Annotated in this window: 11 protein-coding genes; 6 read left to right on the forward strand and 5 right to left on the reverse strand. The window is 70.3% G+C overall.

The genetic code is table 11. The annotated features are described in order from the left end of the window. Positions 1-9: 9 nt before the first annotated feature. From H9Y04_RS00265 to H9Y04_RS00275, 3 genes are read right to left on the reverse strand one after another with little or no spacing between them, the layout of a single operon-like run. Entirely contained in the window at positions 10-1,497 is a 1,488-nt protein-coding gene (locus tag H9Y04_RS00265; RefSeq protein WP_187811545.1) for a carboxylesterase/lipase family protein, read from the reverse strand. A gap of 58 nt (positions 1,498-1,555) precedes the next feature. After that, entirely contained in the window at positions 1,556-2,638 is a 1,083-nt protein-coding gene (gene surE / locus H9Y04_RS00270; RefSeq protein ID WP_187811546.1) for a 5'/3'-nucleotidase SurE, read from the reverse strand. Positions 2,639-2,679: 41 nt separating this feature from the next. Then, entirely contained in the window at positions 2,680-3,987 is a 1,308-nt protein-coding gene (locus tag H9Y04_RS00275) for an MFS transporter (protein ID WP_187811547.1), read from the reverse strand. A 206-nt stretch (positions 3,988-4,193) separates the two neighbouring features. Between H9Y04_RS00275 and H9Y04_RS00280 the strand changes: the two genes are divergently transcribed. Continuing rightward, complete coding sequence (locus H9Y04_RS00280) at positions 4,194-4,883, forward strand: TetR/AcrR family transcriptional regulator (RefSeq protein ID WP_187811548.1); 690 nt, start codon at positions 4,194-4,196, stop codon at positions 4,881-4,883. A 231-nt stretch (positions 4,884-5,114) separates the two neighbouring features. On the opposite strand, the gene H9Y04_RS00285 is transcribed toward H9Y04_RS00280, so the two are convergent. Then, positions 5,115-5,585 (reverse strand): hypothetical protein, encoded by a 471-nt coding sequence (locus tag H9Y04_RS00285; protein ID WP_187811549.1) that lies wholly within the window; start codon positions 5,583-5,585, stop codon positions 5,115-5,117. Positions 5,586-5,725: 140 nt separating this feature from the next. After that, positions 5,726-9,370, reverse strand: a complete 3,645-nt coding sequence (locus tag H9Y04_RS00290; protein WP_187811550.1) for a LamG-like jellyroll fold domain-containing protein — start codon at positions 9,368-9,370, stop codon at positions 5,726-5,728. A 208-nt stretch (positions 9,371-9,578) separates the two neighbouring features. Here H9Y04_RS00290 and H9Y04_RS00295 point away from each other — a divergent pair, with 208 nt between their 5' ends. The 5 genes from H9Y04_RS00295 to H9Y04_RS00315 all read left to right on the forward strand — a co-directional run bounded on the left by H9Y04_RS00295 (position 9,579) and on the right by H9Y04_RS00315 (position 13,909). Then, a complete protein-coding gene (locus tag H9Y04_RS00295; RefSeq protein ID WP_187811551.1) occupies positions 9,579-9,716 on the forward strand; it encodes a hypothetical protein in 138 nt (45 codons plus the stop codon). Then, positions 9,713-10,735 carry a LacI family DNA-binding transcriptional regulator gene (locus H9Y04_RS00300; RefSeq protein WP_187811552.1) on the forward strand — a complete coding sequence of 341 codons (1,023 nt, stop codon included), beginning with the start codon at positions 9,713-9,715 and terminating at the stop codon, positions 10,733-10,735. The genes H9Y04_RS00295 and H9Y04_RS00300 overlap by 4 nt, the downstream gene beginning before the upstream one ends. Before the next feature lie 107 nt (positions 10,736-10,842). After that, a complete protein-coding gene (locus H9Y04_RS00305; protein ID WP_187811553.1) occupies positions 10,843-12,090 on the forward strand; it encodes a sugar ABC transporter substrate-binding protein in 1,248 nt (415 codons plus the stop codon). After that, positions 12,087-13,070, forward strand: a complete 984-nt coding sequence (locus tag H9Y04_RS00310; RefSeq protein ID WP_438818049.1) for a carbohydrate ABC transporter permease — start codon at positions 12,087-12,089, stop codon at positions 13,068-13,070. The genes H9Y04_RS00305 and H9Y04_RS00310 overlap by 4 nt, the downstream gene beginning before the upstream one ends. Further along, positions 13,067-13,909: a carbohydrate ABC transporter permease gene (locus H9Y04_RS00315; protein ID WP_187811554.1), complete on the forward strand. Its 843-nt coding sequence runs from the start codon at positions 13,067-13,069 to the stop codon at positions 13,907-13,909. The genes H9Y04_RS00310 and H9Y04_RS00315 overlap by 4 nt, the downstream gene beginning before the upstream one ends. Positions 13,910-13,958 lie beyond the last annotated feature (49 nt).

Below are 13,958 nucleotides of genomic sequence, written 5' to 3' on the forward strand. Positions count from 1 at the left end.
CGACGGTGTTCACCGCTGCGGCACCGGCGCCGCCCAGACCTCCCGCACCGCCCGCAGCGGATCGCGCTCCACGCGCGGGATGTCGTCCCAGAGCATCGTGGCCCGGTCCTCCTCCGTGTACGGGGGCCAGTGCGCGCCCGGGTCCAGGTCGGTGACGAAGGCGACCCAGGCCGCGTGCACCGCGTCGGCGAGCTGCTGCGGCGGGTTCTCGCCGAGCGCCGCGGTGACGCCTTCGGCGTCGAGAAGGTCGAAGGCGAAGGGCAGGTCCGTGCAGTGGTACGCGAGTCCGTCGACGCCCGGAGCGGTGGCGGTCCGCGTGAACTCGTAGAGCCAAGTGGGCAGGTGGCGGCCGGCCCGCGCATCGGCGATCGCCAGCGTGGGCGCGCGGAACACGGTGTCGGTGACCGCCTGGCCCCACAGGAGCCCCGGCCGCTCCGCGTACGCGGGGTGCGACTCGGCGAACAGCCGGGCGCGCTGCTCGTCGAGACCGAAGGGCGCGAGCATGGCCGCCGGGTCCTCGTCCGCGCCGCCCGGGGAGGGCGCCGCGTTGAACTCGTGCGAGGTGAACCCCGCCATCAGCGGCACATCCGCACCCGTGTCGCCGAACGCGAGCTCCTCGGCCACCGGGCGCGGGATCAGCTCCCCGTCGGCGAACGGCGCGAGGACGAGCATCGGCAGATCCCCGCGGTCGGGTCCGGGAGCCCCCAACGCGTCCTGATACGCCAGCAGTTCGGCGTCGCTCGCGTCCTGCAGCGCCGCGGCGGTCGCGGGCACGCCGGTACGGGAGGTGAACAGCCGGCTCACGGCTTCGGCGGTGGCGCGGTCCTGCGGCTGCATCACCGCCCCCGACACCGAGATCGCCGCCCGGAACAGGCCCTGCGCGGACGGCGTGGCGAGCAGGGTCTGCACCGCGCCGCCGCCCGCCGACTGCCCGGCCACGGTGACCTTGGCGGGGTCGCCGCCGAAGAGGGAGATCGTGTCGCGCACCCACTCGAGGGCCGCGATCCAGTCCCGTACACCCCGGTTGTCGGGGGCGTCGTCCAGGTGCAGATAGCCCTCGATCCCGAGCCGGTAGCCCACCGAGACCAGGACGACGCCGTCGCGGTTGAACGCGCTCCCGTCGTACCAGGGACTCGCCGCCGACCCGGCGACGAAGCCGCCGCCGTGGAACCAGACCAGGACCGGCAGTTGGGCGCCGGGGTACGGCGCGGGCGTGAACACGTTGAGGTTGAGCGTGGACGCGCCGGGGATCGTCGGCTCGGGGATCGTCGTGACCTCGGCGAACGGCCTGCGCTGGGCGGTCGGCCCGTACGCGGTGGCGTCCAGGGTCTCCGTCCACGGCTCGGGCGGCACGGGCGCGGCGAACCGCAGCGCGCCGACCGGCGGCTGGGCGTACGGAATGCCGAGGAAGCGCACGCCGGTGGCGCGCCGCTCCCCGCGGACGGGGCCGCGCGGGGTGCGGACGGTCACGTGGGAGGTGGTGGTGTGGTCGGGCATGTGGTTCTCCACAGTCGGCGGCGGTTGGCGGTTGGCGGTCGCGGTCGCGGTCGGCGGTTCAGGAACGCGGCGCGTACCGGGTGACGTACTGCTCGATACGGCGCAGTTCGCGGCCCCCGTCGGTCCGCACCCCGTACGTGCGGTCGGCGGTGATCGGGGCGACGGTGATGTGGCCCCGCTCAAGGAGGGCGGTCGAGTCGGCGTCGGGAACGGTCTCGGTGCACGGGTCACCAGGGCGGCCGGGGCACAAGCCCATCGCGATGTCGTAACTGTCCTGGTCACCACCGGACTTGGCCTCGTAGGCGTGCCACACGACCTGCCCGTGCCCGACCTTCGTCCAGGTGGGGGCCTTGGCCCGCTGCCCGGCGCTGACGTCCGGGTAGTCGACCTTCAGCGCGAACCGGTCGGTGAACAGGTCGCGTGCGCGCAGCCCGGCGACGAATCCGGCCGCGAACCGGGCGTGCGCACGGTAGTTGGCGACGGGGAAGCGCATCTGCGAGGCATCACCGGACGAGGACAGCGCCACCGCGGGCACGCCCTGGTCGATGGCGGCGATCGCGGCGCCCACCGTGCCCGAGTCGTTCACCTGGGCGCTGACGTTGGGCCCGGAGTTGATGCCGGTGACCACCAGGTCGGGTCCGTCCTGCCAGCCCGCCTTGGCCGCGAGGCCCGTACGCAGGGCGAACTTCACGGTGTCCGACGGGGTGGCGCTCGCGCTGTCCGGACCGCAGGGGACCGCCGACAGACAGATGCCGTAGACGGGGGAGCCCGAGGGGGTGCCGGAGCAGTCGTTCTCGTAACCGGCGGGCAGCTGGATGCGCTTGGCGAGGGTCAGGGTTCCGCCGTTGGTGACGGCGGTCCCCTTGCCCGACTGCACCTGCCAGGGCGCCATCACGACCACGTCGGCGCCCGCGTCGCACAGCGCCTTGCGCAGCTCGTACAGGCCGAGGCCGTCGGCGTTCGAAGCCTTCGCTGCCTGCATCGAGTCGTCGTTGGAGACGAGGATCCGCATCCCGTCCAAGGGCTTGGCCGATGCGGGCGTGCGCGAGGTGCCGTCCTGCGAGGCGGCCACCGTGAGCGAGGACAGGACCGCACCCGTGGTGCAGGCGACGACGAGGAGGGTGCGCAGCGCGCGATTCATGCGGGGGCTCCTTGAGTTGAGGGGTTCATGGCGTTCGGGGCTCAGCGCACGCCGCGGATCGGGACGACCGACAGGGCCCCGAGAACGGTGATCACGGCGCCGGCGACGAACAGCGCGGGGTAACCGCCGAGCGAGCCGACGACCACGGAGGCCAGGAAGGGGGCGATGATCTGCGGGCCCGCGTTGGCCACGTTCAGGACGCCCATGTCACGGGCGGCGTCGTCCGCGCTCGGCAGGACGAGGGTGACCAGGGCGGTGTCCACCGCCATGAAGCAGCCGAAGGAAAGCCCGGTCACGACCGCGAACACGAGCATGCCGGTCCAGGTCGGCAGCAGAACCGGGATCATCATGCCGATCGAGGTGAACACACAGGAGACCGCGATGAACGGCTTGCGACGGCCCACCCGGTCCGAGAGCACCCCGCCGACCACGGTCGACAGGAGCGTGCAGACCGCGCCGACGGGGGAGAGGATCGCCAGGGCGCCGGCCGGCGACAGTCCGCCGGGCAGCTCGACGTGGTCCTGCAGGACGTACAGCTGGTAGAGCATGACGGCCATGTAGCCGAGCACCATCAGGAACCGTCCGATGAAGGCCCACCGGAAGTCCGGGGTCCGCAGCGCGGACACCAGCGCGGCCAACTGCCGCCCCAGCGACTGCGGTTGGGGCACGACGGCCGGCAGCTTCTTCTCCCGTACGAGCGAGGTGAAGAGCACGGCCACGGCGGCGATGACCGCACCGAGGACCAGATACCCGGTCCTGACGTCGTCGGGCACGAAGGCCGAGGCGACCGTGACACCGATGATCGTGCCGATGGGCGTACCGATCCCGACCATCGCGGAGGCGAGACCGCGGCGCTCCATCGGCACGCGGTCGGGGACGACGGCGGTGATGGCGGCCTGGTAGACGTTCATCGTCGCCTGCACCAGGCACCAGCCGACGGTGACGAGCAGGATGCTGCGCACCGCGCCGAGCAGGGCGAGCGCGCCGAGTGCGGCGATACCGCCGCCGAGTATCCAGGGGTTGCGGCGCCCGGAGCGGTCCGAGAGCAGACCGGCGAGCGGGTTGAAGAGCGTGGCGAACACGGCCGAAATGCCGGAGACCAAGCCGAGGTTGGCGACCTTGTCGGCCGGGTTCAGGGCTTCGACCTGTACGGGGAGCAGCACCTGGCCGACGCCCATGTAGATCATGAACATCGCGGTGTTGCCGACCGCGAGCAGGCACAGGAGCGGGCCGAGCCGTCCGGTGTGCTGACGGAACGGCGTCTCGCCGGGGGACTCACCGGGTGACGGGGACGACGGGGGCGTTGCTGCCGAAGGCGTGCGGTGGGCTTCGGGGTTTGCAGTGCTCATGTCCGGCTCCTCAAGGGGCGGCTCTACGGGGACGGGGCACGTGGGGGGACAGACCGGTGATGACACGTGTCAACATCGACGGCGCAAAGCGGGGGCGCCCTAGGGGCGAGCACAGAGAACCACGAAACCCGAGTGGCCAATAGGTTTTCGGAAAGTGATACAGGTCACTCCGATCGAGGTGCCCGGCCCGGTCTACGGTGATCCACATGGACCGGACCAACGACCGTCAGCCCCGCCCTGCGACGAAGGCCGCGACGAAGGCCGCGCCGAAGGCGGCAGCCAAGGCGCGCGGCCCCTACGCCGTCGGCGACGAACGGCGGCGGCGCATCCTCGACGTGGCGGTCGAGCACTTCGCCCAATGGGGTTTCCACGCCTCGTCGTTGGCCCGTATCGCGAAGGAGGTCGGGGTCACGCAGGGCGGCCTCCTGCACCACTTCCGCAGCAAGGAGGACCTCCTCGTCTCCGTCCTCGAACGCAGCGAGGAGCACGACATCGAGCAGTCCTTCGCCGAGGACTTCGACTCCGCCGCGGACTGCTTCCTGCGTCTGATCGACCTCGTCGCGTACAACAGCCGCCGCCCCGGCCGCACCCGCATGTTCAACGTCCTGATCGGCGAGGCCTCGGACCCCGGCCACCCGGCGCACGCCTTCTTCAAGCGCCGCTACGCGACAGTCACCACGCGCCTGACGGACACCTTCGAGGCCGCCGTGGCCTCGGGCGAACTCCACCCGGACACCGACTGCACAGCCGTCGTCCACGAACTCATCGCGGTCATGGACGGCCACCAGCTCCAGTGGGCCCTGGCCCCGGACGAGGTCGACATGGCGGCGCGCCTCCGCCTCTACTTCGACCGTCTGTACCGGTCGATCTCGCGCGAGGGTGCCTCGCTGCCGTAGGGGGCCGGGGTGTGCCCTCAGCGCCCCCTGTCGGTGTCCTTGGGGTGTCCCGGTGACGCTCCGAGGAGCCATACGGTGCGGCGGTCGAGGTCGACGACATGGCGAACCCGGCCACCGCTGGTGACCTCGTATTCCCACTGGGGTAGTTGCCGCCCGTTGTGCTGGTGGGTGCCGAGATCGCCTCGCAGGCGGTGCTGGCGGTCGGGGTTGGCGGGACTGGTCGTTTCGGGGTCATTCGGTGATCTCCACCGGCCCGAAGTCGCCCTCGGTCGGCTCCTTGGCCTCGCGGTACTCGTCCGGATCGGCCTTGATGCGGGCTGTGGCGCGCCAGTCGGCGATGACGGCGGCGGCATTGCGATCGAGGTCGAGTTCCGCCGCATCCGACAGCGCTCCGACCAACTCGACGGTGAACTCCCGGACTTCACGGTCGGCCAGATGGCGCGCCCATGGGAACACATCCGGTATGGCGAGCTGCAGAGCCCGTGCACTCGCGTCGTGCCGCATCAGGGCCATGAACACCTGCGATGCCGTAAGGAGTGACTGGTCGCGCTGGTCGGACCGGTCCGCGTCCGTCAGGTAGAAATCGTGCGCATCGCGGTGGGTGATCCGCAGCCGTCCGAGCCGTGCCGCCTTCTCGGCGACCGCCTTCGGGTTGCGGGAGAGGTCCGAGAAGGTGACGGCTTCACTCTGGCTCAGCCTCATGCCGTCACTGTACTCAGAACGTATTCTGATGTCGACTGGATTCGTTCACGCACGCGCCCACTCGGTGGCCGACGTGCCGGGGATAAGCCCATCGGAGCCCAGGCCCCCGAGGGACCCGGGCTCCGGTGTCGGATGCGGGCTCAGTTCTGCGAGAACGGAGCCACCGTCAGCCGGTCGATCAGCGGTGCGAAACGCGAGCGCAGGAGCACACCCGGGAACGTGTCCGAGGCGTAGGTCGTGCCGTCGAAGTTGGGCAGTTCCTCGGAGCGGAACGTGAGGGTGTTCGGGCCCGCCTTCAGCTCCACCGGCACCGTCAGCTCCCAGAAGTTGTTCCGGTGGAAGCTGTGCGGGAAGGTGATGCGCTTGGCCGCGCCGCCGTTCACGCTCAGGTCGGCGTGGCGGGCCAGCGGGTCCGGGTTGTAGTGGGTGGCCTCCGACTGCTCGGGGTTGGCGTAGCGGATCCGTACCGCGTGCAGGCCGGCGCGGTCGGCGGTGGCCGTGAAGGTCGCCGTGTTGCCGTTGCCGGGCGCCCCGCCGATGTCCTTGATCGCCGTGCCGCCCGTGGCCAGCGAGAGCGGGGTCAGGGCCGCGGAGCCGCTGAGCTTCGCCTCGGAGGCTTCGTACGTACGGGTCCTCAGCGCGCCTTCCGTCGCCGTGGCCGTGAGCCGGTCGACCAGCGTCGTGACCGAACCGCCCTTCACCGTCACCTTGTTGAGGCCCCCGGACAGCGAGACCGCCGCGCTCGACCCGCCCGCCGCGAGCTGCCGCACCGTGTGGCCGTTGACGGAGAGCGTGGCGCCCGAGCCCGCCAGGGTCTCGACCTTGAGCGTCGCCTCGCGGTCGGCGGGCGAGTACACCCAGAACGTGGCGGTCTGGTTCCGCGCGACCCGGGCCGCACCCGAGCCGGTGGCCGGCTGCTTCGGCAGGTCGTAGACCGCCTGGGCGCCGTTCGCGAGCCACGCCAACTCACCCTCGTACACCTGGGAGTCGGCCGATGCGGACGGCAGGGAGAGCGTGAGGCGGTCGACGATCGCGTCGCCCTTCGTCGCGCGCGTGCCGTCCGCGCTCCTCGCCGCGAGGGTCAGCGTGTGCCGCCCCTTGGTGAGCTTCACCCTGGTGTCGGCGTGGTCCCACACCACCCACTTGTAGCCGAGCGGCAGATGCAGCTCCTGCTCGGTGGCGGCGTCCCCGTCCACGCGCAGGAAGACGTTCGTCGGACCCTGCTCCTTCACCTTGTCGAAGGTGTTGAGGGAGTTGGCGAAGACGCTCAGGTCGTACGTGCCGTCCTCGGGCACGTCCACCGTGAAGTCGAGCGTCACATCCGAACCGGTGCGAAGCCCGCCCACGTCGTAGCCGCCGGAGGTGTAGAACTTCGCCACGTCGCGCGGGGAGCCCTCCGGGCCGTTCTTCGTCCAGCCGGTCCCCGTGTGGGCCGCGTTCTCCGCCTCGTACGAGGAGTTCCAGCGCACGGGCGGCGTCTGGACGGACTTCGCGCGTCCCGCCGGGCTGAGGACGATCTCGTACGAGGAGGACTCCTTCAGCGCGGGCAGCGCACCCTCACCGGAGGAGCCGAACGACACGACCACCGTGCCGTCCGCGCCCACCTGCAGATTCTGCTCGGCGAGCAGCTTCGGTCCGGAGTGGTCGCCGAGCTGGCCGCTCCACTCGATCTCCCGCACCCAGGCGTGCACGCGCTCGCCGAAGACCTCCTTCGGCACATCGGAGAAGGTGATGTGGCCCTTGCCGTCCGAACCGCCGAAGAGCAGCCGGGACTGCTTCTTCTTCTCGTCGAGCGTCGCGACGCCCTGCATGGTGTAGTTCTCGCCCGGGAACGGCGGGGTCACCGCGACCGTGTGCCCGCTCATCGAGGCGTACGCATTCAGCAGCCACCACTGGCCGTTGCCGCGGTTGGCCTGCACGGCGGAGTCGGAGAGATTGCCGTCGATGTTCCAGTACGCGATGTCCGCGTCGACCTTGGACTCCTCGATCGCGGAGACCCACTGGATCATCTGGCCGGGGACCGAGGTGTGGTAGTTGAACGCGTACTCGTTGATATTGACGGGGAGTTGGGTCCCCTCGCGGTCCGTGCCCGCGAAGAGCTCCTTCTCCCAGGTCCGGTACTTGGCGACACTGTCGCGCACCGCCTCCGGGTGGCTCAGCTCGTGCCAGGTGACCACGTCGGGCAGGGTGCCGGCGGTCAGCGCGTGCTGGAGGAAGCCCTTCACCTGGCTGTAGAGGACGCTGGTGTTGGGGCCCGCTATGCGGGCGTCGGGCATCTTGCCCTTGATGAGCCGGTGGAAGTCGTCCCAGGCGGCGAAGTAGTCGTCCGGGTCGTTCAGCCAGCTGACCTTGTTGTAGCTCCACTCGCCGGTGCCGAACATGTTGCCCTCGGGCTCGTTGAACGGCACGAAGACGATGTTGTCCCGGTACTCCTCGGGCAGCTTCAGGACCTGGTCGACCTGCGCGGCCACCTTTTCGCGGAACAGCTTCAGCTTCTCGTCCGGGGTGCTGCCCGGCCACTGGTACGGGAAGCCGCGGTGGATGTCCGTCATGTAGATGTACACATCGCCGTCGGTGGAGTCCGCCAGCGGCTTCACCACTTCGAGCGCGTCGGCGCCCGGATGCTGCGGACCGTCCTGCGCCTTCGTCGAGACCGTGCGCAGCCCCATGCCCTCGATCAGGTTGTTCGTCGGCACGTCGGGTCCGTACACGCCGTAGAGGGTGCCGGAGGCGCCGCCGTGGAACGCGCCGGTGTCCGAGCCGAGATCGACGGTGAGCTGCCCCTCGCGGACCACCGTGACCGCCGCCTTCACCTCGCGCCCGGCCGCCTTGCCCGCCACGGTGAACGTGCCCGGCGCGGCGTACTGCTCGGGCGGTACGGAGTCCCAAGTGACCGGCGTATCGCGGTCGTAGCCGTCGGAGAAGGTGGCGCGGACGGCCTCGGGGAGTGCGGGGGCGGTCCCGGTCGTGGTGCGGACCTCGAAGGACGTGCGCGTCAGCTCCTGGAGGGTGGGCACGGCCTCGACCGTACCGGCGACCTGCTCGGCGCTCAGCGCCGCATGCCAGACCGTGAAGTCGTCGACGGCGCCCTTGAGCAGCGGGTCCGGCCACAGGGACTTGCCGATGTAGCCGGCCGAAGTGGCCGTGTCGGCGAGCACGTCCTTGGCCTTGAGATCCGTCTTCGCGGAGGAGACCGGGACCCCGTCGAGATACGTGGTGAGGCGGGCGGCGGCGGTGTCGAGGGTGACGGTGACCGTGCGCCACTCGTTCGCGGGCAGCGGTGCGTAGCCGCGCACCTGGGTCTCCCCGCCCCCCTTGGTGATCGCGGTCTGCAGGACGCCGTCCGCGTTGTGCGGCGTCGCGAACAGGTACTTCGTGGTGTCGGTCCCCAGGTCGAAGAGCCGCTGCCAGGGCGCCTTGTCGCCGCTCCACCGCACGCGTGCGGAGACCGTCAAGTCGCTTGCGCTGCCGATGACTTCGCGGGGCAGGCGGACATACGCGCCGTCCGAGGCGGGCGCACCGCCGGGCAGGGCGAGGGCCTTGCCGCCGCCGGTGCCGGGGACGGAGGAGGCGGTGGCGCCGTTCACCAGGGTCGCGGTCAGGTTGTTGCCGGAGCTGTCGGTGATCTGTCCGGAGGCCAGGTCGTCCTGGTCGAAGGTGTAGCGGGCGGCGGGTGCGGGGGTGGGCTCTTCGGCCGCGTGGGCCGTCCACGCAGGGGCGGAGAGGAGGCCCGCGCCGAGGGTCACGGCGAGGGCGGCGGCGGTGGCTCTGTCAGCGGAATGCATGGAGTGCGTCCTCAATGTCGAACCGGTTCGCTGGCGTTGGGCGAAGCTAGCACCGCGAAAAGTGCACCAGCAATCACTCCGACAGCAGTAATTCGCCTTGTGCGACAAGGGACTTGCCGATTCGGCACGAGGATGAGGAGGTGCGGTCGGAACGGTTGACAGGCGCCCGGGGTATCCCTAACTTCACTTCACGCGAACCGGTTCGACGATGTGTCCGAGGGGTCGAATAGGTTCGGGCAGCGCGCAGTACGCCGAGCAGCAGAACGACCAGAAGCGCGAGCAGTACGCCGAGCAGCAGGCAGAGCCGAACAGCAGCCAGAGCAGTCCGCCCGAGGAGGCGCCGTGAACATCGGTGAGATCGCCCGGCGAGCCGGTGTCTCGCGGAGCACCGTCTCGTACGCACTGAGCGGCAAGCGGCCCGTCTCGGACGACACCCGGCTCAAGATCCAGCGGGTCATCGACGAGCTCGGCTACCGGCCCAACGCGAGCGCCCGCGCCCTCGCCAACGGCCGGACAAGCACCATCGGCCTGGTCTTCCCGCCGGCCGGCAACCACTACACCGGGATGCAGCTCGACTTCATCGGCAGCGTCGTGGAGGCCGCGGCCGCATACGACTACGACGTGCTCCTGTCGCCGAGCGGCGTCGACAGCGACCGCTCCTTCCAGCGGCTGCTCGGCGAGCGGCGCGTGGACGGCGCGATCCTGATGGAGATACGCCTCCAGGACGACCGGGCCGACCACCTGGCCGACCTGGACTTCCCCTCCGTCGCCATCGGCCGCACCGCACAGCTCGACGGCCGCTGGTGGGTGGGCCTCGACCACACCGCGCTCGCCGCCGCCTGTGTGCACCACCTCGCGGACCTCGGCCACCGCCGGGTCGCCTTCGTGAACCGGCCCGAACAACTCCTGCGCGCCGGCTACGAGTCGGCGCACCGTGGCCTCGACGGCTTCACCAAGGCCGCCGCCGAACGCGGGCTCACCGTCCGCACGTACTGCTGCGGCGACGATGCCGCGGCCGGCCAGGAATGCGTGGAGCGGATCCTCCACGACGACCCGGCCACCACCGCCCTCGTCACCCTGAACGAGGCCGCGCTCGGCGGCCTCTACCGGGGCCTGGCCCGCGCGGGCCGCCATGTGCCGCGCGACTTCTCCGTCACCGGCGTCGTCGCCAACCGCTGGGCGGAGACGGTCACTCCGCAGCTCACGGCGGCCGATGTACCGGCGGCCGAGATGGGCCGGCTCGCGGTCGAACTGCTCGTGGAACGCCTCGACCAGCCCACGGCATCCGCCCGGCACCACCTCCTGACGCCACCGATCTCCCTGCGCGGCAGCACGGGACCGGCGGCGGCCGCGCCGGCTTCCTGACAGCGCCGCACCTCTTCGCAGATCCGCAGCACGGCCCGTTTCCCCTCTTTCATCCCCTTCCTCCCTCGCCCGTGGCACCCGCATGCCCAAAACCGAAGGAACCCGCGATGAACAGCCTCATCCGGCGCCACCGCCCCACCACCGCGGTCCTGGCCGCCCTGGCCCTCACCGCCACCGCTTCCGCCTGCGGCTCCGGCTCGGGCGGCACGAACACGGGAGGCGGCGACAGCGGTACGTACACGATCTGGGACCCGTACCCGCAGTTCGCCAAGGGCTCCGACTGGGCCAAGCTGCTCGACAAGTGCGGCAGCGACGCGGGCGTGAAGATCAAGCGGACCGCGTTCGACACCAGCGATCTGGCCAACAAGTCGCTGCTCGCCGCCCAGCAGGACAACTCGCCCGACGTGCTCATCGTCGACAACCCGGTGGTCTCCACGCTCGCCGAGGCGGGCGTGCTCACCAGCACCGACGAGACGAAGCTCGACACCTCGAAGACCGACCCGAACCTCCTCGCGGCCGGCCAGTCCGGCGGCAAGACGTACGGCACCCCGATCGGCGCCAACACCCTCGCCCTCTACTACAACAAGGACGTCCTGAAGGACGCGGGCATCGACATAGCCTCCGTCAAGGACTGGGCCTCGCTGACGGCCGCGCTCGACAAGGCCGAGAAGGCCGGCAAGAAGGGCATCACCTTCTCCGCGATCGGCACGGAGGAGGGCAGCTTCCAGTTCCTGCCGTGGTTCTGGGGTGCGGGCGCCGAGCTCACCGCCGTCGACTCGGCGAAGTCCGAGGCCGCGCTGACCTTGTGGTCGGACTGGCTCAAGAAGGGATACGCACCCAACTCGGTGCTCAACAACACCCAGACGACCAGCTGGCAGGAGTTCGAGAGCGGTCAGTACGCCTTCGCCGAGAACGGCACCTGGCAGCTCGCAGGCGCCGAGAAGGCGACGTTCGAGTACGGGGTCCTGCCCATCCCCGGCCAATCCGGCGGCACCGCGGCCGCCCCGACCGGCGGCGAGTTCGTCACGATGCCCGTGCAGAGCGACACCGGCCGCTACGCCACGTCCCAGAAGCTGGTCACCTGCCTGACCAGCACCCAGAACCTGCTCGCCACCGACACCACGCTCTCCTACGTGGCGCCCACCGCCGAGGTCCAGGACAAGCAGGTCGCGGCGAACGCGAAGCTCGGGCCGTGGGTCGACGCGGTCAAGGCGGCCAAGGGGCGCACGGATGATCTGGGCACCAAGTACCCGAAGATCTCGGAGCAGTTGTGGAAGGCCGTGCAGTCCGCGCTCAGCGGCGCCAAGTCCCCGAAGGACGCGCTGAGTGCCGCCCAGGAGGCGGCGGCCAAGTGAGCACCACCCAGGGGCCGTTGACCAGGCCCGCGCTCGATGTCCCCCGTGACCGGACCGCCGGGCCACGGGGGGCCGCGAAGCCCGTACGGAAACGGCGGCCCACCTCGCAGCAGCTCGCCGCCTGGGCCTTCCTCGCGCCCGTCGCCCTCTACCTCGTCCTCTTCTACGCGTATCCGCTCTACCGCAACATCGACCTGAGCCTGCGCCACTACACGGTCCGCTCCTTCGTCCAGGGCGACGCACCCTTCACCGGCCTCGCGAACTACCGGACCGTCTTCGAGGACCCGGCCTTCGCACCCGCCCTCCTTCACACCATCCTCTTCACCACGGTCTGCCTGGTCTTCCAGTACGTCATGGGCCTGGCCCTCGCGGTCTTCTTCCACCGGAACTTCCGGCTCTCGGCGACGCTGCGCGCCCTGTTCCTCGTACCGTGGCTGCTGCCGCTGATCGTGTCGGCGTCCACCTGGTCCTGGATGCTCAACAGCGACTCCGGCATCGTCAACGCGGCCCTGCACGCGATCGGCATCGACCCGGTCAACTGGCTGACGTCCCCGACCTGGTCGCTGACCGCGGTGATCCTCGCGAACATCTGGATCGGCGTCCCGTTCAACCTGGTCGTCCTCTACAGCGGTCTGCAGAACATCCCGGCGGGCCTGTACGAGGCCGCCGCACTCGACGGGGCGGGTCCCTGGCGCCGGTTCTGGAGCATCACCTTCCCGCTCCTGCGCCCGGTCTCGGCGATCACGCTGCTCCTGGGCCTCGTCTACACGCTCAAGGTCTTCGACATCATCTGGATCATGACCAAGGGCGGCCCGGCGGAGTCCTCCACGACCTTCGCCACCTGGTCCTACCAGCTCGGCTTCGGCAACCTGGTGCCCGCGTTCGGCCCGGGTGCGGCCGTCGGCAACCTGCTGGTGATCGCGGCGCTGGTGTTCGGCCTGATCTACGTACGGGTGCAGAGAAAGCAGGCAGAGTCATGACGACCGCACTCGCCAAGCGCACCAGGAACACACGGTCCTGGGGCAGGACCGCCGTCGGGCTGCTCCTGACCGCCGTCATGCTCTTCCCGGTCTACTGGATGGTGAACGTCTCCTTCACCCGCGCCGAGGACATGCGCAAGAGCCCGCCGAACCTGTTCCCCTTCGAGGGCACCCTCTCCGGCTACCGCACCGTCCTCGACCAGCAACTCCCGTACCTGGGAACGAGTTTCGTCATCGGACTCGGCACGGTCGTCCTGACCGTCGCCCTCGCCGCCCCGGCCGGCTACGCGCTCGCCAAGCTCCGCCCGCGCGGCGGCGGCCTGCTCGGCTTCCTGCTCCTGGTGGCGCAGATGATCCCCGGCATCATCATGGCGATGGGCTTCTACGCCATCTACCTGCAGCTCGGCCTGCTCCAGTCCGTACCGGGCCTGATCGTCGCCGACTCCACCCTCGCCGTGCCGTTCGCGGTGCTGATCTTCACCGCCTTCATGTCCGGGATCCCCGGCGAGCTGCTCCAGGCCGCGAAGACGGACGGCGCCGGAGTCGTCCGTACCTTCTGGTCGATCGTGCTGCCGATGAGCCGCAACGCGATCGTCACGGTGTCGCTCTTCGCGTTCCTGTGGTCCTGGTCCGACTTCGTCTTCGCGAGCACCCTCGTCAACGGCGGCGCCCACGAGCCCATCACGCTCGGCATCTACCACTACATCGGCAACAACAACCAGGAGTGGAACGCCATCATGGCCACCGCCGTCGTGGCCTCCCTGCCGGCCACGGTCATCCTCGTCCTCGCGCAGCGCTATGTCGCCGCCGGAGTGACGGCCGGCGCGGTCAAGGACTGAACTCCCGCTCTTTCCCCAGCACTTGAGTACGGCCCTGCCGGGCGCCCCT

Source organism: Streptomyces polyasparticus, from assembly GCF_014493765.1.
Taxonomy (GTDB): Bacteria; Actinomycetota; Actinomycetes; order Streptomycetales; family Streptomycetaceae; genus Streptomyces; species Streptomyces polyasparticus.

Coding starts and splice junctions, on each gene's coding strand:
- H9Y04_RS00265 (WP_187811545.1), bottom strand. CDS start 1,497: ATGCCCGACCACACCACCACCTCCCACGTGACCGTCCGCACCCCGCGC.
- surE (WP_187811546.1), bottom strand. CDS start 2,638: ATGAATCGCGCGCTGCGCACCCTCCTCGTCGTCGCCTGCACCACGGGT.
- H9Y04_RS00275 (WP_187811547.1), bottom strand. CDS start 3,987: ATGAGCACTGCAAACCCCGAAGCCCACCGCACGCCTTCGGCAGCAACG.
- H9Y04_RS00280 (WP_187811548.1), top strand. CDS start 4,194: ATGGACCGGACCAACGACCGTCAGCCCCGCCCTGCGACGAAGGCCGCG.
- H9Y04_RS00285 (WP_187811549.1), bottom strand. CDS start 5,585: ATGAGGCTGAGCCAGAGTGAAGCCGTCACCTTCTCGGACCTCTCCCGC.
- H9Y04_RS00290 (WP_187811550.1), bottom strand. CDS start 9,370: ATGCATTCCGCTGACAGAGCCACCGCCGCCGCCCTCGCCGTGACCCTC.
- H9Y04_RS00295 (WP_187811551.1), top strand. CDS start 9,579: ATGTGTCCGAGGGGTCGAATAGGTTCGGGCAGCGCGCAGTACGCCGAG.
- H9Y04_RS00305 (WP_187811553.1), top strand. CDS start 10,843: ATGAACAGCCTCATCCGGCGCCACCGCCCCACCACCGCGGTCCTGGCC.
- H9Y04_RS00315 (WP_187811554.1), top strand. CDS start 13,067: ATGACGACCGCACTCGCCAAGCGCACCAGGAACACACGGTCCTGGGGC.